At 61.1% G+C, this 24608-nt stretch carries 13 protein-coding genes and 1 tRNA gene; 8 read left to right on the plus strand and 6 right to left on the minus strand.

Annotated features, from left to right (window positions below; genetic code table 11):
• The 3 genes from ACFOPH_RS01750 to ACFOPH_RS01760 all read right to left on the minus strand — a co-directional run bounded on the left by ACFOPH_RS01750 (nucleotide 1) and on the right by ACFOPH_RS01760 (nucleotide 5380).
• Nucleotides 1-2841 carry a response regulator gene (locus tag ACFOPH_RS01750; protein WP_379733072.1) on the minus strand — a complete coding sequence of 947 codons (2841 nt, stop codon included), beginning with the start codon at nucleotides 2839-2841 and terminating at the stop codon, nucleotides 1-3.
• Nucleotides 2842-3116: 275 nt separating this feature from the next.
• On the minus strand, nucleotides 3117-3314 hold the full coding sequence (locus tag ACFOPH_RS01755; protein ID WP_312553521.1) for a YbdD/YjiX family protein: 198 nt from the start codon (nucleotides 3312-3314) through the stop codon (nucleotides 3117-3119).
• On the minus strand, nucleotides 3314-5380 hold the full coding sequence (locus ACFOPH_RS01760) for a carbon starvation CstA family protein (protein ID WP_312553519.1): 2067 nt from the start codon (nucleotides 5378-5380) through the stop codon (nucleotides 3314-3316). The genes ACFOPH_RS01755 and ACFOPH_RS01760 overlap by 1 nt, the downstream gene beginning before the upstream one ends.
• Before the next feature lie 265 nt (nucleotides 5381-5645).
• On the opposite strand from ACFOPH_RS01760, the gene ACFOPH_RS01765 reads away from it, so the two are divergent.
• The 6 genes from ACFOPH_RS01765 (at nucleotide 5646) to ACFOPH_RS01790 (ending at nucleotide 12200) form a co-directional block, all read left to right on the plus strand.
• Nucleotides 5646-6827 carry an HDOD domain-containing protein gene (locus ACFOPH_RS01765; RefSeq protein WP_379733074.1) on the plus strand — a complete coding sequence of 394 codons (1182 nt, stop codon included), beginning with the start codon at nucleotides 5646-5648 and terminating at the stop codon, nucleotides 6825-6827.
• Complete coding sequence (locus ACFOPH_RS01770; protein ID WP_379733076.1) at nucleotides 6820-8892, plus strand: putative bifunctional diguanylate cyclase/phosphodiesterase; 2073 nt, start codon at nucleotides 6820-6822, stop codon at nucleotides 8890-8892. Before ACFOPH_RS01765 ends, ACFOPH_RS01770 begins: the two co-directional genes overlap by 8 nt.
• A gap of 68 nt (nucleotides 8893-8960) precedes the next feature.
• Nucleotides 8961-9050 (plus strand) — tRNA-Ser (locus ACFOPH_RS01775).
• A gap of 103 nt (nucleotides 9051-9153) precedes the next feature.
• Nucleotides 9154-10896, plus strand: a complete 1743-nt coding sequence (locus ACFOPH_RS01780) for a DUF6538 domain-containing protein (protein WP_379733078.1) — start codon at nucleotides 9154-9156, stop codon at nucleotides 10894-10896.
• Nucleotides 10897-11313: 417 nt separating this feature from the next.
• Complete coding sequence (locus tag ACFOPH_RS01785) at nucleotides 11314-11943, plus strand: hypothetical protein (protein WP_379733080.1); 630 nt, start codon at nucleotides 11314-11316, stop codon at nucleotides 11941-11943.
• Nucleotides 11940-12200, plus strand: coding sequence for a hypothetical protein (locus ACFOPH_RS01790; protein WP_379733082.1), 261 nt, complete (start codon nucleotides 11940-11942; stop codon nucleotides 12198-12200). Before ACFOPH_RS01785 ends, ACFOPH_RS01790 begins: the two co-directional genes overlap by 4 nt.
• Nucleotides 12201-12393: 193 nt before the next feature.
• Here ACFOPH_RS01790 and ACFOPH_RS01795 read toward each other — a convergent pair whose 3' ends face one another.
• Both ACFOPH_RS01795 and ACFOPH_RS01800 read right to left on the minus strand, forming a co-directional pair.
• On the minus strand, nucleotides 12394-12846 hold the full coding sequence (locus tag ACFOPH_RS01795; protein WP_379733084.1) for a hypothetical protein: 453 nt from the start codon (nucleotides 12844-12846) through the stop codon (nucleotides 12394-12396).
• 328 nt (nucleotides 12847-13174) lie between these two features.
• The gene (locus ACFOPH_RS01800; RefSeq protein WP_379733086.1) at nucleotides 13175-14398 is read right to left on the minus strand and encodes a hypothetical protein; all 1224 of its coding nucleotides are present in this window, start codon (nucleotides 14396-14398) and stop codon (nucleotides 13175-13177) included.
• Between the two features lie 635 nt (nucleotides 14399-15033).
• Between ACFOPH_RS01800 and ACFOPH_RS01805 the strand changes: the two genes are divergently transcribed.
• The gene (locus tag ACFOPH_RS01805; RefSeq protein WP_379733088.1) at nucleotides 15034-16152 is read left to right on the plus strand and encodes a DUF4238 domain-containing protein; all 1119 of its coding nucleotides are present in this window, start codon (nucleotides 15034-15036) and stop codon (nucleotides 16150-16152) included.
• Between the two features lie 1372 nt (nucleotides 16153-17524).
• On the opposite strand, the gene ACFOPH_RS01810 is transcribed toward ACFOPH_RS01805, so the two are convergent.
• Nucleotides 17525-18415, minus strand: coding sequence for a hypothetical protein (locus tag ACFOPH_RS01810; protein WP_379733090.1), 891 nt, complete (start codon nucleotides 18413-18415; stop codon nucleotides 17525-17527).
• A gap of 449 nt (nucleotides 18416-18864) precedes the next feature.
• Between ACFOPH_RS01810 and ACFOPH_RS01815 the strand changes: the two genes are divergently transcribed.
• The gene (locus ACFOPH_RS01815) at nucleotides 18865-24180 is read left to right on the plus strand and encodes a hypothetical protein (protein WP_379733092.1); all 5316 of its coding nucleotides are present in this window, start codon (nucleotides 18865-18867) and stop codon (nucleotides 24178-24180) included.
• The last annotated feature ends 428 nt before the right edge of the window (nucleotides 24181-24608 follow it).

The raw sequence follows: 24608 nt of genomic DNA on the forward strand, positions 1-24608 counted from the left end.
TCAGGTTTCCTTTTCTAGCATGGCGGTCAGCGAATGCCGCACCGCCTGGAATTCGTGTTCCATGTCGTCGAGCAGCAGCTCGGCGCCCTCGACGGTGTCGGCGCGGCCGAGGTGCTCCAGGTCCTTGCACAGCCCGGCCAAGGTCTCGGCGCCGACGTTCGCGCTGGCCGACTTCAGGCTGTGGGCGATGCGCTTGACCGTGCCGGCGTCGTGGCCGCCGATCGCCGCGCGCAGGGTGCGCAGGTGCTGCGGCACGTCGCCGACATAGGCGTCGACCACTTTCTGCACCAGGACGTCGCCGCCGTCGCGGCTGAGCGCCCGGATCTTTTCCAGCGCCGCCCGGTTGATGACCTCGCGCTGGATGACTTCGCGTGCTTCGTCGGACAGCGTGGGCGCGGCGTCGCCATGGTGGACGCTGCCGGCGATCGGCAGCGCGATCCAGCGCCCGATCACGGCGGCCAGCTGCTGCTGGGTGAAGGGCTTCGAGAGGTAGTCGTCCATGCCGGCGGCCAGGCAGGCTTCGCGGTCGCCCTGCAGCGCGTTGGCGGTGATCGCGATGATCGGCAGGGTGTGCGGGCGGCCGCGCATCGCATCCCGCATCGCATTCGATTCGCGTTCGTCGAGCCGGATCGCGCTGGTGGCCGCGAAGCCGTCCATCAGCGGCATCTGGCAATCCATCAGCACCGCCTCGTAGTCGCCGGCGCGCACCGCCTGCAGCGCTTCAAGCCCGTTCCTGGCGACGTGGGCCTGCAGGCCCAGGCTTTCGAGCATGGCCTTGGCCACCTCGACGTTGACCGGATTGTCCTCGGCCAGCAGCACGCGCCGCACCCGCGCCACGCCGGGCGGACGCGGCATGCCGGGCGGCGGCAGGAACTGCGGCGCCGGCGCCGTGCCGCCGCGCGGACGGGTGGCCAGGCAGGCGAACAGGTCGGCCGCGCGCGCCGGCTTGATCAGCTGGTAGGCGACGCCGGCCTCGCGCCGCTGCACCGGGTCGGCCGCCAGGCGCTCGGGACTGAGCAGGACCAGGCGCGTGGCCCGGGTGGCCGGATTGGCCTTGATCGTCGCGGCCAGCAGCAGGCCGCTCGACTGCTTCAGTTCCATGTCGAGCACGGCGGCGTCGAAAGGCTGGCCGGCGTGCGCGGCGGCGCCGAGCTTCTCGAGTGCCTCGTCGGGGCCGGCGGCGCTGTCGCAGACGATGTGCCAGGCCGCCAGGTGGCGCTCCAGGCCGACGCGCCGGTCGTGGTCCTCGTCGGCCACCAGCACGCGCAAGCCGTCGATCGTGTGCTGCTGCTCGCCCGGCAGGTCGGGGTCGACGCGGCGCTTGTCGAAGCCGACCGTGAACCAGAACACCGAGCCGCCCTGCTTGCCGTTCTCGACGCCGATGGCGCCGCCCATCAGTTCCACCAGCTGCTTCGAGATCGCCAGGCCCAGGCCGGTGCCGCCGTACTTGCGGGTGGTCGAATCGTCGGCCTGCGAGAAGGCTTCGAAGATGCGGCTCCTGGCTTCGCGCGAGATGCCGATGCCGGTGTCGCGCACTTCGAAGCGCAGCATTACGGCCTGGCTGTCCTCGCTGGCGATACGGACCAGGGCGTCGATCCGTCCGTGCTCGGTGAACTTGATCGCGTTGCCCAGCAGGTTGGCCATGATCTGGCGCAGCCGGTTCGGGTCGCCGCAGATCGCCACCGGGATGTCGTTGGCGATGTCGAAGTCGAGCGCGATGCCCTTGCCCTGGGCTTGCGGGGTGTAGACGGTGTGGATGTCTTCCAGCAGGTCCCAGAGGTTGAAGTTGATGTACTCGATGGTGAGCTTGCCGGCCTCGATCTTGGAGAAGTCGAGGATGTCGTTGATGATCACCAGCAGGTGTTCGCCCGAGCGCTTGACCAGGCGCGTGTAGTTGCGCTGGGTCTCGGAGAGCTCGGTCCCGAGCAGCATCTCGGCCATGCCCAGCACCCCGTTCATCGGGGTACGGATCTCGTGGCTCATGGTGGCAAGAAAAGCGCTCTTGGCGCGGCTGGCCGCCTCGGCGGCGTTCTTGGCGCGCTCGAGCTGCTCGGTGCGCACCGACACCTGGCGTTCCAGCTCGTCGCGGTGGTTGACCAGGGCGGCGCCGCGGCCCTCGATCTGGGCCAGCATGTCGTTGAAGCTGTCGATCAGCGCGCCCAGCTCGTCGTTGCGCTGGTGCGGCACGCGCAGGGTGTAGTTCTGGCTTTCCGAGACCTTGCGCGCGGCCTGGATCAGCTTCGTCACCGGGTCCGTGATCGAACGCGTGAAGCGGCGCGCCGCCACCTGCGACACCAGCAGTGACACGCACATGGCCGCCCCGATCACGCCCAGGCTGCCGGCGATGTCGCGCCACATCGCGAGCAGGTCGGCCTCGATTACGATCACGCCGACCTGGGTCGAGCCGCTGGCGACGGGCCGGTACAGGCGCATGCGCGGCGACCACAGGCGCGCGCCGGCCAGGTTGGCCTGGGCCAGGGCGGCCGCGTCGAAGGCGGCCAGGTCGGGCGGCGGTGCGTCGGCGGCGTGCGCAGGCGAGCGGTAGGCGGCGAACAGCTTGCCCTTGCGGTCGTACAGGGCGGCACTGGAAATCTCTTCCTTGGACTTGAGGGCGGCAAGCAGGGCGCCGGCCAGGCTGCGGTCGTTGAACACCAGGGCGTCGGCGCTGTTGGTGGCGACCACCCCGGCCAGCGAGGACAGCTGCATGTGTTCGTCGTTGCGGCCGTTGTGGACCGAGGCCAGGGCGAAGGCGACGAAGACGATCAGCAGGGCGCTGCCGGTCGACAGCAGCGACATCGTCGTCAACTTCCGGTTCAGGCTGGAGCGCTCGAGGTTCGCCATGGTCGTCGCAGGGGGCCGGCATTGGAACGCGGACCCGGCGTTTGAGTGCGCGCAAGCCCTCCTTGCAGAAATGCAAATTCCTGCAAGAAAAAATATACGTTGTAGGGAAGGGGGCGGCTTTGCGCGAACGCAAAGGGGCAGGGTGGGGAAAAACGGAAGGGAAGGGGAGCAGGGAAGGGAAAGAAAAGGCGGCAGGGTGACCGGCATGTGCCGGCAATCCTGCCGCCTGGGCTAGCTACATCTTGGTGACCGCGGTCTGATCGATCGGGGTCCTGTCAACAGCAGCCGCCGCTGCGCCCGGAGCCGTAGCGCGCTTCCTGACGCTCGCGGAAAAACTCCTCGTAGGTCATGACCGGCTTGCCCGGATGCTCGCGCTCCATGTGCGCGAGGTAGGTGTCGTACTCCGGCAGGCCGACCATCAGGCGCATGCTTTGCCCGAGGTACTTGCCGGCTTGGGCGAGGGCGGCGAGCATCACTGCACCTGTGCGGTCGGTGCAGCGACGAACGGCGATTCCTTCACCGTCGGCTTGCTGCTGTTGCGCGCGTTCATCACGGTCTTGATGCCGTAGAACAGCACCGCGATCACGACGACCATGAAGAAGCCAGCCAGCGCGGCATCGAGGTAATCGTTGAAGATGATGCGGCGCATTTCGCCGAGCGACTTGGCCGGCGCCAGGATCTGGCCCTGGTCGAGCGCTGCCTGGAACTTCTGCGCGTGGGCGACGAAGCCGACCTTGACGTTCTCGTCGAAGATCTTCTGCCAGCCGGCGGTCAGGGTGCAGATCAGCAGCCAGATGGTCGGCACGATCGTGACCCAGGCGTACTGGCCGCGCTTCATCTTGAACAGCACCACGGTGCCCAGCATCAGCGCGATACCGGCCAGCATCTGGTTGGCGATGCCGAACAGCGGCCACAGGGTGTTGATGCCGCCCAGCGGATCGACCACGCCCTGGTACAGGAAGTAACCCCAGGCGGCGACGCACAGGCCGGTCGCCAGCAGGTTGGCCGGCAGCGAATCGGTGCGCTTCAGGGCCGGGGCAAAAGCGCCCAGCAGGTCCTGCAGCATGAAGCGGCCGGCGCGGGTGCCGGCGTCCACCGCGGTCAGGATGAACAGCGCCTCGAACAGGATCGCGAAGTGGTACCAGAAGGCCATCATCGCCTTGCCGCCGATGACGTTGGACAGGATGTTGGCCATGCCCACCGCCAGGGTCGGGGCGCCGCCGGCGCGCGAGATGATGGTGTGCTCGCCGACGTCCTTGGCCACTTGCGTGAGCGTCTCGGGGGTGACGACGAAGCCCCAGTTCGAGACGGCGGCGGCGGCCGACTGCGCGGTGGTGCCGAGCACGGCGGCCGGCGCGTTCATCGCGAAGTAGATGCCCGGGTCGATGGTCGAGGCGGCCACCAGCGCCATGATGGCGACGAACGACTCCATCAGCATCGCGCCGTAGCCGATGAAGCGGGCGTGGGTTTCGTTCTCGATCATCTTCGGCGTGGTGCCCGAGGAGATCAGCGCGTGGAAGCCGGAGACGGCGCCGCAGGCGATGGTGATGAACAGGAAGGGGAACAGGTTGCCCGACCAGACCGGGCCGGTGCCGTCGATGAAGCGGGTCACGGCCGGCATCTGCATGTGCGGGGCGACCAGCAGGATGCCGATGGCCAGCGCGACGATGGTGCCGATCTTGAGGAAGGTAGACAGGTAGTCGCGCGGGGCCAGCAGCAGCCACACGGGGATGACCGAGGCGACGAAGCCGTAGCCGATCAGCATCCAGGTCAGTTCGACGCCGGTGAAGGTGAACATCGGGCCGAAGGTCGGCGAATCGTGCACCCACTGGCCGCCGACGATGGCCAGCATCAGCAGCACGAAGCCGATCAGCGAAATCTCGCCGATGCGGCCGACGCGGAAGTAGCGCGAATAGAGTCCCATGAAGAGCGCGATCGGGATCGTCGCCATCACGGTGAAGGTGCCCCAGGGCGAGCCGGTCAGCGCCTTGACGACGATGAGGGCCAGCACCGCGAGGATGATCACCATGATCATGAAAGTGCCGAACAGCGCGATGACGCCCGGGATCTCGCCCATTTCGGACTTGATCAGGTCGCCCAGCGAACGGCCGTCGCGGCGCATCGACATGAACAGCACGATGAAGTCCTGGACCGCGCCGGCGAACACGACGCCGGCCAGGATCCACATCATGCCGGGAAGATAGCCCATCTGGGCAGCCAGGACCGGTCCCACGAGCGGTCCTGCGCCTGCGATCGCTGCAAAATGGTGGCCGAACAGCACGTACTGGTTGGTCGGCACGTAGTCGAGGCCGTCGTTGTACTTGTAGGCGGGCGTCTGGCGACGCGCATCCAGCCCCATCACCTTGGTGGCGATGTAGAGGCTGTAGAAACGGTAGGCGATGAGGTAAACGCAGACGGCCGCGGCGACCACCCAGACGGCATTGATCGACTCGCCGCGGCGCAGGGCCACATAAGCGAGCGCGAACGCGCCGAGGAGTGAGATCGCCGCCCAGCCGAGCTTGTTTCCGAGGCTTTTCATGGTGGCTCCTTCAGTTTTTTATTCGTAAAGGCGCGGTGCGTCCGGTGCGTTGCCGCGAGCGGCGGCGCGGCCGGTCGCGTCCGGCCCGTATTGACAAAGCATTCTGCATCTTTATGCAAATTGCAAGCGCATGATTCTACGCGCTTCCCTTGTTAATTTTTCTACGTATTATCACGTAGTCAATGTGTCTCTGAGGAAACAAAATTAGTTGCTTTCAGCACATTGCTCGTCTAATATGCATTGATCGCCTACTCAGAGATTTCCGATGGCCGCATTGGACTTGACCCCGTTCCCGCTGGTGCAGATGCACCCGATCGCCAATGGGCGGAACGAATGGGTGGCACTGAGCCTGGACCTGCGCGCCGGCGCCGGCGCGGAACAAGTTGGCCTGCTGCTGCGCGAAATGGCCGGCCTGCTGGCGGCGATCGCGCCGCTCGACTGCCTGCTGCTGCTCGACACCCCAGCCCAGCTGACGCCGCCCCTGCTGGCGCAACTGCCGGCCGCGCGCGTGGTGCTGGCGATCGGCGCGGCCGCGCTGGCCCTGGACGGCGCCGCGCGCCGGCTGGCGGACCTGCACGACCAGGGCTACCGCATCCTGCTCGACGGCGCCGTGCCCGCAGGCGTCGCCCGTCCGGCCAACCTGCGCGGCGTGGCGCGCGACTGCGGCCCTGCGTCACAGGCGCCCGTGCCCGGCAGCCTGCTGGCGCTGTTCGGACCGCACCTGGCGTATCGCATCGCCGACGCGCAGCGCCTGCGTGCCTGCGCCCAGGCAGGCTTCGACTGGTTCAGCGGCGGCTATCCCTTGCAGGCTGGCGCCTGCGGCGCCGCCCCGGAAGGGCCGTCGCGGCGGCCTCTGCTGGCCCTGCTGGCGCTGCTCGCGAACGACGCCGATTCGCGCGAACTCGAACAACTGCTCAAGCAGGACACGGTGCTGTCCTACCACCTGCTCAAGCTGGTCAACTCGGCCGCCTTCGCGGTCAACACCCGGATCACCAGCTTCGCCCAGGCCATCGCGCTGCTGGGCCGGCGCCAGATGCAGCGCTGGCTGCAGCTGCTGCTCTACGCGCGCCTGGACGCCGACGGTCCGCGCAACCCCTTGCTGCCGCTGGCGGCGCTGCGCGCGGCCCAGCTCGAAATGCTGTGCAAGATCGACGGCGGCGAGCGCGACGAGCAGGACCTGGCCTTCATGACCGGCGCCTTCTCGCTGCTCGAGCCCCTGCTCGGCATGCGGATGGACGAGATCGTCGGCGACCTGCGCCTGCCGCCGCACGTGGAAGATGCGCTGCTGCGCCGCGCGGGCGTGCTGGGCGCGCGCCTGCGCCTGATCGAAGCCGATACCGTACCGAGCCCGCACATGCTGGCGCAGGCCGGGCTCGATGCCGCGTCCTGGTGGCGCAGCCAGCTGCACGCCTTCCATTGGGCGATCCAGGTGGGCCGCAATGTCTGAGCTGCTTGCCTTGCGCAGGCACGACTTCGCGTCCTGCAGCGCCGCGCTGGGCGACGCGGTGATGCGCCTGCGCGGCGAGGCCCTGGCCGAGGAGCTGGGCCGCATCGCGCGCGCCCTGCTGGCCAGTCCGCAGGGTAGCTTCGCCGCCGCCGATCCGCTGGCGCTGGCGATTCCGGCGCCGCGCGCGGCGCCTTCGCACGACGCGCTGTACCAGGATATCCATGTCGACGGCCATTACTACGGCTGCTTCGAGGTTGCCGGGCGCACCGACTACGACAGCGAGGACCGGCGCCAGCTGGCCGGCCTGGCCGCGCTCGCCGGCACGCTGCTGCAGGTGCATTCGCTGGCCCAGCGCGCGACCCACGCCTACGCCCAGGTCGAGGCCCAGCTGGCGCACCAGTCGCAGATCCTCGACCAGATCCACGAATCGGTCCTGACGCTCGACCAGATGGGCTACATCACCAGCTGGAACCAGGGCGCCGAGCGCCTGTTCGGCTATACGGCGCTCGAAGCGGTGGGTCGCAACATCCTGTTCCTGTACGCCGACGAGGGCAAGGACGGGGACGAACGGATGCCCGATGTCTTCGCCGAGCAGGGCGGGCGCATGATGGAAGTCCGGCGCCGCAAGAAGTCGGGCGAGATCTTCTGGGCCAGCCTGTCGCTGTCGCCGCTGCGCGACCTCGAGGAGCGCCCGGTCGGCCTGATCGCTTACCTGACCGACATTACCGAGCGCAAGCTGGCCGAGGAACGCCTGCACCACCTGGCCTATTACAACGAACTGACCGGCCTGCCGAACCGCACCCTGTTCGCGCGCCTGGTCGATCAGGCCCTGATGGTCGCCCAGCGCAACGAGCTGTCGGGCTGCGTCCTGTTCATCGACCTGAACCGCTTCAAGCTGGTCAATGACACCCTGGGCCGCCGCATCGGCGACGAGCTGCTGCGCCAGGTGGCGGCGCGTTTCCGCGCCACGCTGCGCGAGGAAGACGTGGTGGCCCACCTGGCCGGCGACGAATTCGCGGTTGGCCTGTTCGACGTGCGCCAGCACTTCGAGGCCACCACGGTGGCGCAGAAGCTCCAGGGGGCGCTCGACGCGCCCTTCCTGATCGAAGGCCACGACCTGACCGTCGGCGCCAGCGTCGGCATCAGCGTCTATCCCCAGGACGGCATGGACGCCGACACGCTGCTGCGCATGGCCGACATCGCGATGGAACGCGCCAAGGAGGGCCACGCCAACCCGGACCACAGCGTCGCCTTCTACAGCCTCGACATGAACAAGGGCATGCACGAGCGCATGCGCATCGAGTCCGGCCTGCGCCACGCGCTGGGGCAGGGCGAACTGATGCTGTGCTATCAGCCGAAATTCGAAATTGGCACCGACAGGATTGTCGGCGCCGAAGCCTTGGTGCGCTGGGTTCATCCGGAGCGCGGCGTGGTGCCGCCCTCGGAATTCATCCCGCTGGCCGAGAGCACCGGCCTGATCGTCCAGGTCGGCGAGTGGGTGCTGGAGCAGGCCTGCGCCCAGGCGGCAAGCTGGCAGCGCTCGGGCATGCGTCCCTTCCGCCTGGCCGTGAACGTGTCGGCGCGCGAGTTCACCGAGTCGCTGCCGAACCGCGTCGCCGCCACGCTGGCGCGCCACGCTCTGGCGCCCGACTGGCTGGAGCTGGAGATCACCGAAAGCACCCTGATGCACGACATCGACCGCGTGATCGGCATCATGGACCGCATCAACGCCCTCGGCGTCGCGCTCTCGCTCGACGACTTCGGCACCGGCTACTCCAGCCTGTCCTACCTGAAGCGCTTCCCGATCCACACCCTGAAAATCGACCGCTCCTTCACCACCGGCATCCCGAAGGACGCCAGCGACTGCGCGATCGCCAGCACCATCATCAGCATCGGCCGCCAGCTCGGCCACCGCGTGATCGCCGAAGGCGTCGAGACCCTGGAGCAGCTCGCATTCCTGCGCGATAGCGGCTGCGACGAGGTGCAGGGCTACCTGTACGCCGCCCCGCTGCCGGCCGCCCGCTTCGAGCAGGGCTTGCGCGAGAACTGGCTGCTGGTGGGGTAGGGAGTCGTGCCCGGCGCCGCGCTACTGCCCGGGCCGGGATGATTTATGTATAATGCCGGTTCCTCACAGGAAGCGTGGCCGAGTGGTTGAAGGCAGCAGTCTTGAAAACTGCCGACGGGGGAACCCGTTCGTGAGTTCGAATCTCACCGCTTCCGCCACTTCACTCTAAGTGCTTGATTTCCTTTAAAATACACTGTTTTAGCGGTCTCCAAAGGGGATGGTGTGACAAAACGGTGTGACAAAACCAAGGAAACGAGCCTCGTGCCAATCAAGTACCTTGAGCGCCGTGAAGACGGCCGCAGCAAAAATTTTTACGTCCGGATGACTGCCCCACGGGCCATCCAGCATCTCCTCCCCAAAGCCGAATATCGGAAATCTACCGGCACTGCGGACCTGAGGCGGGCGAACGTCATCGGCGCTGAGATGGTTGCTCGGAAACTGGAGGAGTGGCGCGCGCTCGAAGACCAGTTGTTGGAACGACAATCGAAACCGGTGGTCCTATCACAGGCATTGATAGACCAAGTCACCGCGAGTCGCCTGCATTCCTGGGTGTTCTCAGACGACGATGAGCGGTGGTCTGACGATGGGCTAAATGATGAAGAGCTTCGGGCCATCGAAGCTTTCAGTCAGACAACCGATGCCCAGATGCGCAGCATACTCAGCCAAGGCAAGGGCTCTAAGGAGTGGCGTGTGGTTGTCGATACGGTCCTCGAGTGGTGTGAAATTCAGGGCCATAGTGTCTCGGTGACCGACCCGCTGTTTCCGCAGTTGGTACGTGCGTTTGCTCGTGTTGAGCAGCGAGCACAGCAGTTAATCGTGGCGCGCAATCGCGGCGACGAAGTCGAGGTCCCAGTGCCGGTACCTGTAGTGGTAGGCGAAAAGCTCTCGGCAATTGTAGAACCCTTCGTAAAGTATAAAACTCCGACAGTTAATGGGCCGAAGCCGGTTTCGATGGCGGTATCAATTTGGCAAAAATTCATTGAGTTCAAGGGTGACGTCGTGTTCGACGACGTTACCTCAGACGACATATACAACTTTATCGATGCCCGCCTCAACGGAAATGCTAAGCCTAAACCTTGGTCGCAGGGGTACGTCGATGGACACGTGAAGCGGTGTCTGCGGGAGATATTCTCGTTTGCTCGAACTAAGAAATATATGTCTGCGGCCAATCCAGTCACTGAGCTCGAAATCACTCCCAAGATATCGTTAGATGAGAGAGCGAAACGGCAAATGCCGCGTTACCCCTTTTCGTCTGACCAGTTGAACCAACTGTTCAGTTCAGAGTGGTATAAGGTTGGCACGAAAGCACTGCGCGGGAAGGCTCGAGATGACTTGGCGGTGCGATATTTCGCGCCGTTAATCGGACTGCTCCACGGGTCGCGGGTTCGGGAGTACCTTCAGTTGATGACAAATGACGTTGTTGTCGTTGGCGGCGTCGATTGCATTACATTTCAAATTGAGATTGCTCAATCTGCTAGCGAGAAGACGAATCAGCAAGAACTGCCTCGCCGCAGCGTCAAGAAGCCGACCGTCTTGCGGACGATACCCATTCACCCTCGGCTCGTCGAGCTAGGCTTCATGGATTACGTGAAGGAGCGGCGCGCGGAACTTGGCGGCATTGGCCCATTGTTCGCGTCGTCATTACCGGAGCCCGGTGGGAAATCGCCGATGTGGGGGCGGGCGTTCGAGCAAGCCTTCTTGCGCTTCGTACGCGACACACTCGGCTTCGGCAACGGGTACGGCTCTCACTCTTTCCGGCACCTGTTTGAAGACCAGCTGAGAAGTGCGCAAGCCGTGGCGAAATCATGGCCTGCCGGCCTTGCTAATTTCTTGTCCGGACGATTACTTCCCCGCGATGCAGACCAAAAGTTCTTCCGAAGTACCGGCAGCGAACAAGGCTATGGTGCAGGGTATGGGCCAAAAGACGTTCTGCCTTACCTTAGCCAGGTTGATTTCGTGGACGTCACGCTGCCCGTAAAATTCTCGGACTGGCGGAAGTCATAACAACCCGGGCTAGCCGGGCTGTGTGTTACATAGGTGGCCGTTACTCAGCGGGACGGTGCATGTATCGATTGTCGATGCCATAACTTACTGTGAAAGCCACAAGGCCGAGGACACCGCTTGCGGAACCATCGAACACAAAGTAAAGCAGGCTGTCCAGTCGGTCTTCGACTCAGCTCTCCGTCGTCAGGTTGAGAATGAAGTACGAGCAGAGCGCGAGCAAGCGCGCCCGTAACATAAAGCCAGGGGCGGCACCGTCCATTCTGATGAGAGGTAGTCCTAACTAAAGTGCTGCGCTCTGAGCTTCCTTATGTGCATGTAACAAAAAAGCTGAAGTTTGTCAGAGAGGTTGTCAAGGGTGACCACGGTTGTTGCTATACGAAGTGCGCCAATCGGAGCGCACTTTTTATAGAGGACAATATGAACTTCGAATCGGTCGAACTTTACGGGTCGATGGCCAGCTATGGCCGCCTAATGGCGCCATCTGAAGTACAAGAGGCCATCTACCAGCGCAAGGGGATTCCCAGCCTACACCCGGGCTGGTGCCTGTGTGGCGATGTCAAGGCTTCTATGTTCGACGCCATCATCGAACATGGCAATGGTGTAGACATTCGCTTGTCTGGGTTTGTTGGACCTGCCGACGGGGCTTTTGCGACTATCACACAGCAGCTTGGCGGCGCGCAGCATCGGTACCTGCTGCCACTCTACGAGCCTTGTGTCGTCGAGTTCTTGGAAGCCCTTGAGCGGCAACCAATCCAAACTATGCTCGGTCGAGAAGGGCAGACACAAGCGATAGTGCTGCAGAACAAGCTGTCTTGGCGTAACATCGCTCCGCTCGTCGAAATGTGTCAGCAAAACCGGCGCGTCGGTGTCGAAGAGACTTTGGCAGAGGTGATTGAAGCAATCCATGCGGTCAGCCGACCAGAAACGATTCCAAGCGTTTACAAGGGTGTGTCACTAACCGATTTGAGCGTTTCGGTTATCGTGCCAATGCAGCACTGCTTGACCGTCGCAAGAGACGAGAATGTAGCGCCTGGAGAGCAGGAATGATGGCAAGGGAACCGATGTTCGCGCTGACGCCGGACTGTGGGTATTTCATGGTGTCCGACGCGAAGACACATGAGGCTATCGCGGTCGTGGAAGCGGGCGACGAGGTAGAGGCAGGGCAGTTTTTCGGTGCCCTACGCCACATACTGCAAGCGTCATCACAGGTTCACCTATGCGTGCTGGAGAGTGTGACGCTGCCGAACGAGATTCCAGTCTTCCGGCGCCAATACCTGAAAGCCATGCAGGTGAATGCAACATAGGAGGGCAAATGAGCGGTACAGCCGGCACTGACCACGTCGCTTTCAAGCTCCTGTAACTGATTCTGCGGCGACCATACCCCTTAGTACTGGTCGCCGCATTCTATTCTAAGGCTCGTGAGGGGATTCGCTCCATTCCTAGGAATGGAGCGCGCGATGCTGGATTATAGAAACGTAGCGGCTGCCTTCTCTGCAGTCATCTGTCATCTATAACCTTGATACATAAAGGGGCATGAAGCAGGTAGCCGGTGCGGCCTATCTCGATATAACTGAGCATTAAGCCAACTGTACCAGGGTATAGCCGCAATTCCCAAGTTCTGTCATCGAATTCGGATATGGGGACGTCAAAAAGGATGTTTGGTCGCTGGTCACCATGGGTTGTAGAGTCGGCGATGACGTCAACCTTCACCACGCTGCCGCCCCATTCAAAACCTAAGAAAATTCCATAGCGCTCCGCCTGTCCGCGGGCACCCTGTCTGGTGTAGTGAAAATGTGCGGAATTTACAATATCGGTACCATAAATCGCCGCTTCCTTATAAATCGATTGGGCCGATTTCAAATCGGAACAATGGAAGATAGGCTTTTTACCTGCAGCCCTCACAGTGGGCTCAAAATCCTCTGGTGCCTGTCGGGTGGCATTCTTGTTCAACCACGTTTCTGTAAAGGGAGATGGGGAGATGAATGGCAACATTCTACTTGTTGTTGATATTTGTGGGTTGTTTGAACTGGTACTTTACATGTTTTGCGCCAAATAGAAGCTTTCGCTGCAGACAGATACATGAAATTATCTTTAGCGAGGAAGCGCAAGATGCGGAGTCGGACCCGATTTCCGCCTACCGCAGGTGACGAATATCGAAAGGGCGAGACAACCATTTGTAATGGGAGCATCCGATGGCAATGTAGGCCCTCGCCGCGTGTCGCCGCTTCACTATTACTTGCGGAGAACAAAGCGTGTGCAAGACGCGCTGGTTCAGAAATTACCAGAAAACTTTGAAAGGATTTTTGTCCCCGACTGAGTCAACTTCAGGCCATGGAGCTTTAATAAGTGGGTCGAGCCAGTCGGCCATACGTGCCATCAGCTCAAGGCTGCCGGTAAGTTCTGCTGGTGCTGTAGCCTGGTTCGCTGACACATCTTCCATCAAGCGGCGAAGTGACCGCGCACGGTCGAGGTCCTTTGACATCTTTTCGAATTCAGCAAGCTTTGCCAGTAGTGAGTCTTTGTTCGCTTTTGCGGCTTCCCACTCGTCTGCCTTCTTCTGGCGAGCTCGTTCGCGCTCCGCTCGCACTTCGTTCTCGACATTGCGACGAATGGCCGAATCTGCGACGGACTGGAGGGCCTTTTTCACTTTGGTTTCAATCGTCCCACGAGCGGTATCCTCGACTTTGCAGCTCTCGTAGTAGGTCGTAGCGTCTACAATGGAGAGGTTTACTTTCCCTGTTGGGATATAGCGATACTTTGGCGGGCGATATTCCCAAGTTGACTGCCGTGCTACACCGCGCGGTGTCTTCTGCGGTTTTAGTGCGGGTGGCGGTACCAACTCCTGCGCAATTCGTTCTCGTATGTAAATGAAGAAGTGCCGTCCATGCAAAATGAAGCAATTTCGCTTACTGCTTGTGTCGCGGCGCATCCCTCGACGTAAGGGAGATACAGGCGGATGTGAGTTCTCAAATTTCGCGCCCAATACTTCGAGCTGATGCGCGAATCTGTCTACGAGCATAATTGCTCGTTCTTTCTGTTCTTGAGATACAGAAATATCTACCCACGTAACCCCCAGCGAGTTCAATGCGCCTTCTTCAAGTTTGGTACTTTTGAGTGCTCGTCTGACCAGCTTCGCTTGAGGAGAAAAGGCGGTCGATTCAAGGGGTGCCACGTAGTCTGGGCTTTCTGACTTTTCGGAGTTAGTCGCGGTGCTTTGAGCTTCAGCCACACGCTTTTCCAATACACCATCTACCTCGACAACATTGATGATTCGCTCGTACGTTGTGGGAACGGTAGTCTCATGCAGTACCGGTTTAGGAATCGGCTTGCCGGCCGCAAGCTTCGCCCAGTACCCTCTGGGCGGCATCGGAACGTCCAGCGTCATACAGATTTTCCGGAGCCCCACATCGGACAACCCGTAGGTCTTCGCAAGGGTTTTTACTGGCGTAGTCCACACTTCGTCGAAGAGCTTCTGCCGTTCAAAGGACGTCCTTTTCCACATCTGAGTTCTTCCTTTCCTAGTGTTGAGCTTCCCGATGTATCCGGTAAGAGTAGGGCAAATGCGACTTTATAACGTTGCGAAGGCCAGCGAGCTAAGGCCCTGCGGCGAGACTGGCCTTGTGAGGTCGCGTTCCCCCGACCGTACGGTGGCCGTGTTCAGCTCACGTACCTCCTTTCGAAGCCGGCCAGGATTTCAATTAGCTTTGCGCATCAGACGCTCGGACTTCGTCTAGGCTAAAGGTGCCGACGTCTTTGGCAAGCTATTCAGGTTTGGCAGATGCATGACACAGTACGGTACATCGTGCCGTCTGGTTCACGGCGCTCGCTGGGCGTGTCCCGGTCGTCGGTCTTGCGTTTCATTACGGGAACTGTAAGAAGGAAAAGCGGCACCATTGTCGCTCTTCCTGCAGCCGTCGCGTTAGAACCCGATTGCTCACACGGTCGGTGGCCGCTTCAGCCGCTTGACGCCCTTCAGGGCTGAGAGATTGAGCTGTGCGAGAACGGTCGCCAGACATAGCAGGTGCAGATTTAGTGTGTTGGTCTACTGTTAGCATGCGCCGACTCACAGCCAATGAGCCTGGCCAAGGTTCGCTGTGCTTGAGGTATAGTTGGTCAACAGCATTGCGAGTTCCACTTATGTCGACCAGCATCAAACATCACTACGTGCCGCAGTGGTACCAAAAAGGCTTCCTTGCGGAAGGGGAGACCCAGCTCTACGTCCTTGACAAGTGCCCAGAGCGATTTCCACTCCCAAAGGGGGGCTATTCGACGGCCAAATCCGTTTTCAAGAAGGGCCCAGGGGCAGTCTTCTTCGAGAAGCACTTGTACACGGTTGAAGCCTTTGGTAAGCCGAACGACGATATCGAGCGCCTGCTGTTCGGAGAGATTGATACCGAGGGGGCCAAGGCCATCGAGGCTTTCTTGGCCAGCGATTGGAGTCGGATTCACGAGCTCCATCGCTATGTTTTCGAGTTCATGGATGCGTTGCGTCTGCGAACGCCGAAGGGCTTGCGCTGGCTGAAAGAGATGGGCAAAACCAAGACCCAAATGCAGCTCATGTATCTAATGCAAGAGTGGCGGCAAATGCATTGTGTGATGTGGGTCGAGAGCGTATGGGAAATCGTCTCGGCTAAAAACTCGAAGCACAAGTTCATCTTTTCCGACCATCCGGTAACGTTTTTCAATCCACACGTCTTTCCTGTTTCGACATCTGGTCAACAGACGCCAGACCCGCAGCATGGGTGGATTGGAACCCAAACGCTGTTCCCGCTCGACCAAGACCATCTGTTTGTCCTGACACATCTGGAGGCCTCCGAGGGATTCGCTCAAGCCGCCGCATGCAAGCCGCGAACCAATGCTCGCCATTTTGATAGCTCGCTGATGCGATACGATAAGTGCATTCGAGACCGGGAACTGACCGATGCGCAAGTCGCAGAGGTCAACTACATTATTAAACAGCGAGCGGACAAATACATTGGAGCGGGTACGCTTGACGGGCTTTACCCTGAGAAGCACGTCAAAAATCGGATGTGGAATAAGCTAGGGCGGTTCCTGCGTCCGGACCGGATGAGTACATATAAGAGCGGCGGGGAAATCCTTGTCAAGCTGAACGACGGCAGATTCATGTTTCAGGACGCGTACGGGCGACGGCCAGCGACGCAACAGGAATATGCAGCCAAGGTGGCAGAAGCTGAAGCCATGGAGCGACATTTTCACAAATTGCTGGCTGAGCACAAAGCCAAGCAGCGGGAGTAGGCGTGAAGACTTTTCACGTGAAAACTTGGCAGCAGGACGAAAGAAAAGCCCCTACTGAGGAGCTTGCGGGTTACTGGTCTTCGCGCCTCACGCCAGCCCGACAGACCACAGGTAGGCGTTTGTCTTGCCAGCGCCGTATGCGCCCTCGAAAAGGCGCCTGGGCTCCACACGTAGTTTGCGGTGTACTGCAGCAGCTTTTCGGAGGTTCTACGTTCTGGCACCTCCCAATAGTTGCTTCTCTACCAGACAGCGGAGACGCCAGGGTGGGCCAGCAGATAGGCCAGCACTGCATGGATTGAGGGCGAATGACCGCGGCGGTAGCTAGGAGAGTAATGCGTGAAGAGGCCCATCACTTCACTTAATGGGTGCCGTCCGGGCACAGTTCAGTCGTCACATACTTGCCAGCGACCTCCGCGCGCGTTTTAGAGGGCAGGGTTTCTCTCACCAGCGAGGGCAGCGGTGATGTAAATGATGTGGAGAGACCGTCCGATTTCCTCTTCCTCTTCTGCTTGCTTGGCATCGCCTAGGCTTCGCGCTGCGGTCCGGCGTCGAGCCCAGCACTATCCTGAACAAGCACGTCCGCATCCGCCGCATCAAGTCGAGTTGGCGCTGCCGCTCTTGGTCCGGTGGCTCATTTTCCAAGGTCCGGTCCCGTGGTCAGTACGCCCCATCGTAGCCGAAGCCCTGGACTTTGCGCAGCGTTTTCGGACAGAGGATTGGCCATCGATTGTTCAAGGCCTTGTCACTTGGTGCTAATCATCTGCTCAACGTGCAACTACCGGCGGGGCAGCAATGCCTTAAATTTGCCGCGCCGGGTTCTATGCTGATACCTCATCAGAGGATTTGCTACGCCTTTTGGTGGCGCCAGCCTCTTTGGCTGACTGTTCGAAGCATTTGATGGCTTCATAAACCTCCATGTAAGGCTTACGTAGGGAGTCCCACGGCTCCTGTCCACGCGAGCGGCATTCTTCAGCAAGTGTGCGCAGCATCTCACCGGCGGCGGGTAGCAGCTTAGCGACTTGGACGACTGGGTCCTGTTCCGTTTCTGTGTTTGTCCGGAGCCGCTCGAGCAGCGCTCTTTCCACTTTCGCATCTCGTGCCTGTCGCCGTGCCATTGCAATCGGGTCTCCATGTTTCAGTAGCCAACCGCGGATGTAGACCAAATCGTCCACTGTGAACAAATCTTCAATGCTCCGACTGCGGTATTGCTCTGAGATTTCGATATAAGCTTTGACGTCGTCTGGGTCTGCATCCAGTGGGATGCAGCCGTAAGTATCCGTAACGCCTCGCCTCCGCACCTCAGAGTAGGGATAACGTACGAGGGGAACCTTCCTGCTACCTTTGCGCTGTTTGCATTTGATGGGGGGCATTGTCAGTCCTCCTTCAGTACGGCCGGCGCCACCGTCGGGATAGCCGTGACCAGGTCTGCCAAGGTCATAGGCGGGTCATCGAAGACTCGAATGCGAATCATCTTCGGCATGCGCGTTGCTAACAGCTCCCGAACAGGAATTAGGGCCCCGGCGGCCTGCCCGTATTGCTTGACGTAGCCAGAATGGCGGTCGCACCAAAGCTTTTGCCTCGGCTTCCACAGGTCTATCGCCTCGCGGTGCAGTCCCAGCACCTGTGAGCGCACGCCGGAGAAGAGAGGACGTGTCCGCGTCGAGGCTAACAGCCCCCGCAGGCCCCAGACCTTATGCCCATTTCCACCTTCGCTCCCGTACTCCAATTGTTCACAGCAACGCTCGATTCCAAGCTTCAGTTCGCGGACAATTTCACTGCGTAGCTTCCAAGTCCAGGTCGAAGTCTGCTTGTGAAAACCGCGAGATTTCTTCGTTTTCGGGCACTCCAGCTCGCGCCACTCCCGCTTCGTCGCATACAGCAACACGTAGTCGCCGAAGGTGATGTGCCCGTCGGCGGACATCGCATCGCGAGCAACGCGAGCATCTTCGCTTGCCGGGTCGGCGAGGCCCCCTTTGCCGGAATCAGAGAGGAGCCACCAGTGCACTTTTTCGCCTACGGGGTAGGCCACAAAGTGCACGACTGCGACGCCGCGTGTGCGGTCGTAGGTGCGCTGTCGCGTGCTGCGGGCAATGGGGTAACGTACCGCCATTTTCGTGACGAATGCCGCCAGTTTTGCGCGGTCTATGACCCCGCCGCACCACATCCGGTGCCCCTCTCTCCCAGCAAGAAGCTGGAGATGCTGCATTAGGGCAGTCTGGTTTCGCGGTACGGCCAAGCCAAGGGGCTCGAGTTTTGTTGACATCAAGAGGGCTCCTGCTGATTTGTAGACAGATACCTCTCGTATAGTCACTTCGCTTCAGCAGGGGCGGTTTGGAGACAGAGGGCTGCCGGCAGACTATGAACCCATTAAAAAATTTTCAGGAGGATTCGGCTCGAACGAACCCTCCTGAAAATTTTTCGCGATTCGACAGAATCGCCATGCTGTCTCCAAACCTACCGCGCAATCTGTGCGGTCGTACCGGACATGAGGACCGGCATACCGGCGGATTTGCGCGGTTATACGCTCTCAGCGATTATCATTGGCTGCCGACACGATTTTGCGCGGCGTAGCATCCCTTACAATATTGGTGGCGGGCGCAGCCGCACAAACGTCCCCGCCGCGGTAACAGGGAAGGCGGACGTCCGGTTTACAAGCAGCCGACGGCATTGCTCTTAATGGCGCCCACATAGAATTTGACTGCATAGCTGGCAATGACAATAGACCAAATCAGTGACGGTCAGCAGACCTTGGGCACCCAATCAGCACCAAGCGGGACTTCACCCGAACTCACCGGCGGCCAAGGCTTCAGCTTCGAGGATGCTGTTTCTTCGGTATACGCAGCAGCGCTGCTCTGCGAGACAACAGCGCCAGGCCTGCCGGGCCGCGTCGTCAGACATGTCTCCGTCCAGCAAGGTGCGTTCGGGCAGCCGCTGGACGACCTCATCGTTCGGGCAGAAGGTGCCGACGAGGTCTCGATAACCTTCAGCGCCCAGGTCAAGCGCAAGCTGGTAATCAGTGCGGCGAGCACGAACACTGACTTCCGAGAGACGATTGAGCGCGCTTACGAAACGCTCTCGGGCGCGGGATTTCAAGCTTCGTTGGACAGGGTGGGCGTCATCGTCGGCGAAATCTCGGACGCAGCCAAGAGGAGCTTCGAGACGCTTTGTGAATGGGCGCGGGCAGAAAGCTCCTCGGAACAGTTCGTCCGTAAGCTGCAGACCGATGGTGCCGCGGGAGACAAGCTCTCACAGTTCGAGGCGGTTCGCGACATCCTCTCGTCCAAGGTGGTGCCCGGCGAGCTTGATGTAGCCACCCACAAACTGCTGAGTCACTTCGTCCTTATACGCCTGGACTTGCTGACCGAAGGCTCACCGACCGAGGCGCAGACAGTTGCTGGTCTTGCTAACGTCTTGGCTCCAGTGGACCGTCCCCGCGCTGACGACCTGTGGCGCCGGTTGCTGGCGTTGGTGCGCGTTTCGCAAGGGCGCGCTGCAGGGTACGACCGCAAGACGCTCGTCGCTCGCCTGAACGGCGCTTTCCGGCTTGCTGGAGCGCCGAGTGCGCAAGCAGCACTGCAAGCCATACAGCAGGAGAGCCGACTTGCCGCTGCCGAAATCACGAACAGCATCTCTGGCTTGAGTGTGCCGCGCGCCACCAGCGTTAAAGCGGTGGTCGAGGCTGCAAAGTTGCCTGGCTTTTTGCAGATTGGCGGCATGCCCGGTGCGGGCAAGTCGGTTGTTCTCCGCTCGGCGGTCGAACAACTTGCTGCCTCTGGGACTGTCCTCTTCCTAAAGTCCGACCGTCTACGGGGGAGCACGTGGGCGCAGTACGCCGCCGCCGCGGGCATGACGCTCGGCAACTTGGAGGAGCTTCTGGTGGAGGTTTCCGCGTCCGGCTGCAGCGTGCTGTTTGTCGACGGTATTGACCGTGTAGAGGTCGAACACCGTGGCATCCTCCTGGACCTGCTGAACACCATCCACTCCTCGCCGTTGCTGTCAGCATGGTGCGTCGTGGCCACAGTGCGCGACACCGGAATGGAGCCGCTTCGCACTTGGCTGCCTGCGCGTCTGTTCTCAAGAGGAGTGCGGACGCTGAACATCGACTCTTTCGATGACGAGGAAGCTGAGGCACTCGCGCAAGAAAAGCCAGCCCTTCGACCGCTGCTTTTCGGCAGTGATTCTGTTCGCACGGTCGTTCGTCGGCCCTTTTTCGCGGCCGTGCTTGCCAAGGAGTTTGACTCGTCGAACGCGCAGGCTACGTCTGAGGTCGACCTTGCGGCTCTGTGGTGGGAGCGCGGCGGCTACGGCGCTGACCCCACGCGAGTGGGCTACCGGCGAAATGCCCTGGTGCAGCTGGCCAAGACAGGCGCACATCAACTCGGCAGGCGTATCCCCATAGCCGATGTCGATGCTCAGGCGCTCGCCGAACTCGAGGCGGACGGCATCGTTCGACCCGTTAGGCGCGGACACAGCGTGCAGTTCTCCCACGATATCTTCTTTGAATGGGCGTTCCTGCAGCATTTGGTTCGGGCGGAGGACGCCTGGCCGGACGTCATTCGCGAAGTTGGGGAGCCGCCAGCACTTGGGCGGGTCGTCGAACTGCTCTCCCAGGAAGAGCTTGCCCACGGCGAGAACTGGGCCAACCACTTGGCCACCTTGGAGAGGAATCAGGGACTTCGCTCCCAGTGGCTGCGCGCGTGGATGGCCGGGCCGTTCTCCCTCGAGACGTTCTCGCAGTACTCTGCCGCCTTCGACCGAGCGATGCTCGACACTGCCCACTCGCGGGTCCGCAAGGTCGTCGTTTGGTACCAAGCTGAAAAGACGAAGCCTAATACGGCCATTCTCGAGCGCTCAGACGCTCCTGACCTCGACCTCGCCAAACGCATGCTGTACGCGGACATGTGGGGGCATCCTTCGGACGTCGCAGCCTGGGCTCGCTTCTGCACCTGGCTTCTGGACCACGCTTCAGACATTCCAACCAGTGTGATTCCAGACGTGGTCTCGGCGTTCGGGGTCTGGCAGAACATGTTCTCCCACCACCGAAACCCGGTGTCCGAGCGCATCGTTCAGACCTGCCTCGCCTGGCTGTACCACATCCAGCATCAACGCCATCAAAGGGGGTTCTCGATGGACCGCGGGGTCTGGACCGAGATTGATGACTCGCGGGATGGTTTGGACGAACTCGAGTCCGCGCTGCGCATGTTGGTGCTGAACTCTTCGCTTACTCAGGGCTCCTTGGTCACTCAGTACCTCCGCGATTTGCAGCGCCTGGAACGGATGCCACGCCAGGCCGTGCAGTCCGTGTTCACACATGCCCCATTTCTCTCGCGTGCTTGCCCTGCGGAGTTGGTCGATTTCACTCTGTCCGCGGTGCGCAAGAACCTCCCCGTGGTTGTAAAGAAGGACATGCGAGGCCGGGACTACTTGGGGTCACACAGCTTCGGCCACTTCGAATGGGACCATCTTTCCATCGACGACCAATTTTCCTTCTTCCCTGCGGCTCCGACGAGGGAGCCGTTCCACTCGCTGCTGCAGCAAGCACCGGACCAGGGTAGGCGCCTGGTTCGAGAGGTCGCCAACCACGCCATTCGGTCATGGCGGCAACTGCATCGGCTCTCCCACGAGAAAGATGGAACACCTATCCCGCTCGTCATGCAATTCCCGTGGGGCACGCAGGTGTTCTGGGGTGACAGCCGCGTCTACTTGGGTGCACGTGGAAGCTTCGGGCCGTCGACCGTCAACTCAGGCTGGATGGCTCTTGAGGCGTGGGCGTTCCGTGAGCTTGAGAAAGGCACGCCAGTTGACGACGTCCTCAAGGCGGTCTTGGAAGGGCACAAGTCCGTGGGTGCCCTCGCTGTTGCCGCTGCCATCGCCCTGCAGGCGCAACACACCTCCGCAATAACTCTGCCCATCGCGACGAATCAACGGCTTTGGCACTGGGACATTCGGCGCCAGGTGGAGGACATGGCGCAGACAGCGAACCTTATCGGGTTCATCAAGCCCCAGGACAGACCTCACGGCTTGGCGGTGAAGGAAGGCAACGAACGGCCCGTGCGCCGTGCAGATATCCGCTCGCTCGGCACTCTCATGGTGCTCAGGGGGGGAGAGCTAGGGGCGCAAGCGGTTGCGGCCATCCAAGGCTTCTCGAGGGACCTGCCCTTTGATTACGCTGAGCAACGAAAGAACGCTGGAGTGCGTTCGGACCTCGCAAGAACAGCGGAGATATGGGTGGAGCTTGGCAAGCAAGAGAACTATCGCGCAAAGCTCAGTCAGGATGAATCCACGGTGGAAATCTCCCACGAGAATCCTAAGGCAACAGGCGAGGACATTCAGACGATGCAGGCTCGGTACAGCGAGATGGGGCGCTATCTCACTCTTCTGAACTGGGTTCACTCTTACTTTGACAACGGCAAGCTGAAGGAGTCACTGACGCTCGAAGCTGCTGCAACAGCAGCAAAGGAGCTTGACTTCGAAGACCTTTTCGCCACCGGACATGAACACACGGAGCCGGCGCACCAACGGCAATCGGCCGTTGCTGGCGTGGCGGCAATCCTCTTGCTTGAGAAGGCTGAAGCGCACCTGCAATGGGCGGGTGAAGTGTGCGCTCGTGCTGCGCAGACGCCGGAAGTGCCGCAACCGTTTTTCACCCGCAGCATGAAGCTTATGTTCCACCCAGTGCTCTACGCCGCCAAGGGGATGGGGGCATTGTTTGCGGTTGCTGAAGACGACGAGGACGTCAAGCCGCTGCAGTCTTTCCTGACGAAGCTGTGCGCCCATCCCTACGAGGAAATCGCAGTCGCGGCATTCGGGGCCCTGCTGGGTGCCTGGTCGCGGTATCCGGACATTGCGTGGGCAGCGATGCGGTTGGCTACGGCGCTATCGCTCTTCGAGGTGCAGTATGGTCCAGAAGGAGACGCAGAGGAACGAAACTACGCGCGAATCCGGCAGGTAGTCGCCGGAGAACTCCAACGTCTCCAAGATGGAGCGCCTGTGGCCGGCCCCCTGCCCACATGGCCTGAGCCCTGGGTATTGATTACTGACGGCGAGGCTGTTCAGGCTCGCCGGCAACGTGGTCGCACTGTCGATGCCGAGTGGCAGGTCAACCCAGTGCACGTCGACACCTCGCTCCTCGAGAAAGTTCTGCAGGTCATCCCTTTGGAAGCCGCATTGGCGGACCAAGCGCACGCGGCGCTGTTCCTCGACTGGTGCGAGGGCCTGGCCAAGTGGACCGTCGAGCGAATCGCGCCTGCCTGGGCGAGAAGCAGGCGAGACCTTGATAGGACCCACGGTCCGGACTACTTCGAGTGGCGTAGTCATCTCTACCGATTCCTGGCCCAGGTCGCGCTGAAACTTCCCGTAGAGGAGGGTACACGGCGGTTCTTGCAACCTGCCATTGCTACCAATGACGAGACCTTTGCGAGCCTCGGTGAATGGTTCACTGGTTATCTGATTGACCACGTGGCGGACAGTCCAGAGATTCCTCAAAACGCCTTGGAGTTGCTCTCTGTCGTCACGCAGCGCGTTCTGGCCTATCGGGATTGGAGCCACGCCGGTCACGGCGGGCACTCAGAGCAGGACTTCGTCGACATCGTCAAGCATCTGTTCTTCGCCGACCTCGGGTATGCAGGCGGGGCAGTTCGCTTTGCGAACCGAAACTGGGCCGAAGTTGGAGCTGTGGTTCCAATTTTCGAACCGATACTGCGTGCCCACGGTTCTGTCACCTTCGTTGCACGCGCGTGGATGAGCCTTTGCGAAAGCAGCTTCGAACACTATCCAGTTCAACACTTCGTCGACAATCTTGAGCACGTCTTGGTTGGAGAGGGCACCCCTCCGGGATGGCGCAACACGCAGTTGCCGGGGCGGCTGTCGGGGCTGATTCAGCGCTTCAGTGAGCGGCAGCAACCCATGCCCTTGGCGACGGCGCAGAAGCTGCTGAGAGCACTCGACAGGCTCGTGGACATGGGCGACAGGCGGGCAGCCGCTGTACAGCTTAGCGAAGTCTTTCGCTCTGTTCGCGTTACGGGCTGAAGACGCCACTGCTCTCCATGAGGGCGAGCGTCTCCTCGCCCATACATCTTTGACGGTGCCTCTGTTGCTATACAACGTAGGAAAGTTGTGAAATGTGCCAACACTTCGCACGAGGTCCGCGGCGCTGCCAACGCCTGCCATTGCCAACGTTCTTCGTCATGCAGTGAGCAGGTCGGCCGCCAACCGACCTCGCTCACTATCTCGTCATTTCTTCCGGCGTTCATCGGCTAGCCACCGATGCCGCAGCGCGTGATGCGTCTTAAAAGGGCGCCCGTCACGTGCCGGAAGGGGGGCGGGGAGTAATCCCCAACGGGTTTTCCGTTGGGAGTAATCCCCCGCCTCTACTTCATCCTGGAAGTGTCACAGAACCAGTGCGATTCGGAAACGGACGGACTGCATGATTTCGTGCAGCCGGGGCGAATGCCTGT

The sequence above is a fragment of the Massilia haematophila genome (assembly GCF_042647645.1).
Lineage (GTDB): Bacteria > Pseudomonadota > Gammaproteobacteria > Burkholderiales > Burkholderiaceae_D > Telluria > Telluria haematophila.

Bases quoted from the DNA above. Each gene is read 5' to 3' on its own strand.
- ACFOPH_RS01805 (WP_379733088.1), top strand. From the start codon at position 15,034: ATGTCGACCAGCATCAAACATCACTACGTGCCGCAGTGGTACCAAAAA.
- ACFOPH_RS01750 (WP_379733072.1), bottom strand. From the start codon at position 2,841: ATGGCGAACCTCGAGCGCTCCAGCCTGAACCGGAAGTTGACGACGATG.
- ACFOPH_RS01765 (WP_379733074.1), top strand. From the start codon at position 5,646: ATGGCCGCATTGGACTTGACCCCGTTCCCGCTGGTGCAGATGCACCCG.
- ACFOPH_RS01815 (WP_379733092.1), top strand. From the start codon at position 18,865: ATGACAATAGACCAAATCAGTGACGGTCAGCAGACCTTGGGCACCCAA.
- ACFOPH_RS01800 (WP_379733086.1), bottom strand. From the start codon at position 14,398: ATGTGGAAAAGGACGTCCTTTGAACGGCAGAAGCTCTTCGACGAAGTG.
- ACFOPH_RS01770 (WP_379733076.1), top strand. From the start codon at position 6,820: ATGTCTGAGCTGCTTGCCTTGCGCAGGCACGACTTCGCGTCCTGCAGC.
- ACFOPH_RS01760 (WP_312553519.1), bottom strand. From the start codon at position 5,380: ATGAAAAGCCTCGGAAACAAGCTCGGCTGGGCGGCGATCTCACTCCTC.
- ACFOPH_RS01810 (WP_379733090.1), bottom strand. From the start codon at position 18,415: ATGTCAACAAAACTCGAGCCCCTTGGCTTGGCCGTACCGCGAAACCAG.
- ACFOPH_RS01785 (WP_379733080.1), top strand. From the start codon at position 11,314: ATGAACTTCGAATCGGTCGAACTTTACGGGTCGATGGCCAGCTATGGC.
- ACFOPH_RS01755 (WP_312553521.1), bottom strand. From the start codon at position 3,314: ATGCTCGCCGCCCTCGCCCAAGCCGGCAAGTACCTCGGGCAAAGCATG.
- ACFOPH_RS01790 (WP_379733082.1), top strand. From the start codon at position 11,940: ATGATGGCAAGGGAACCGATGTTCGCGCTGACGCCGGACTGTGGGTAT.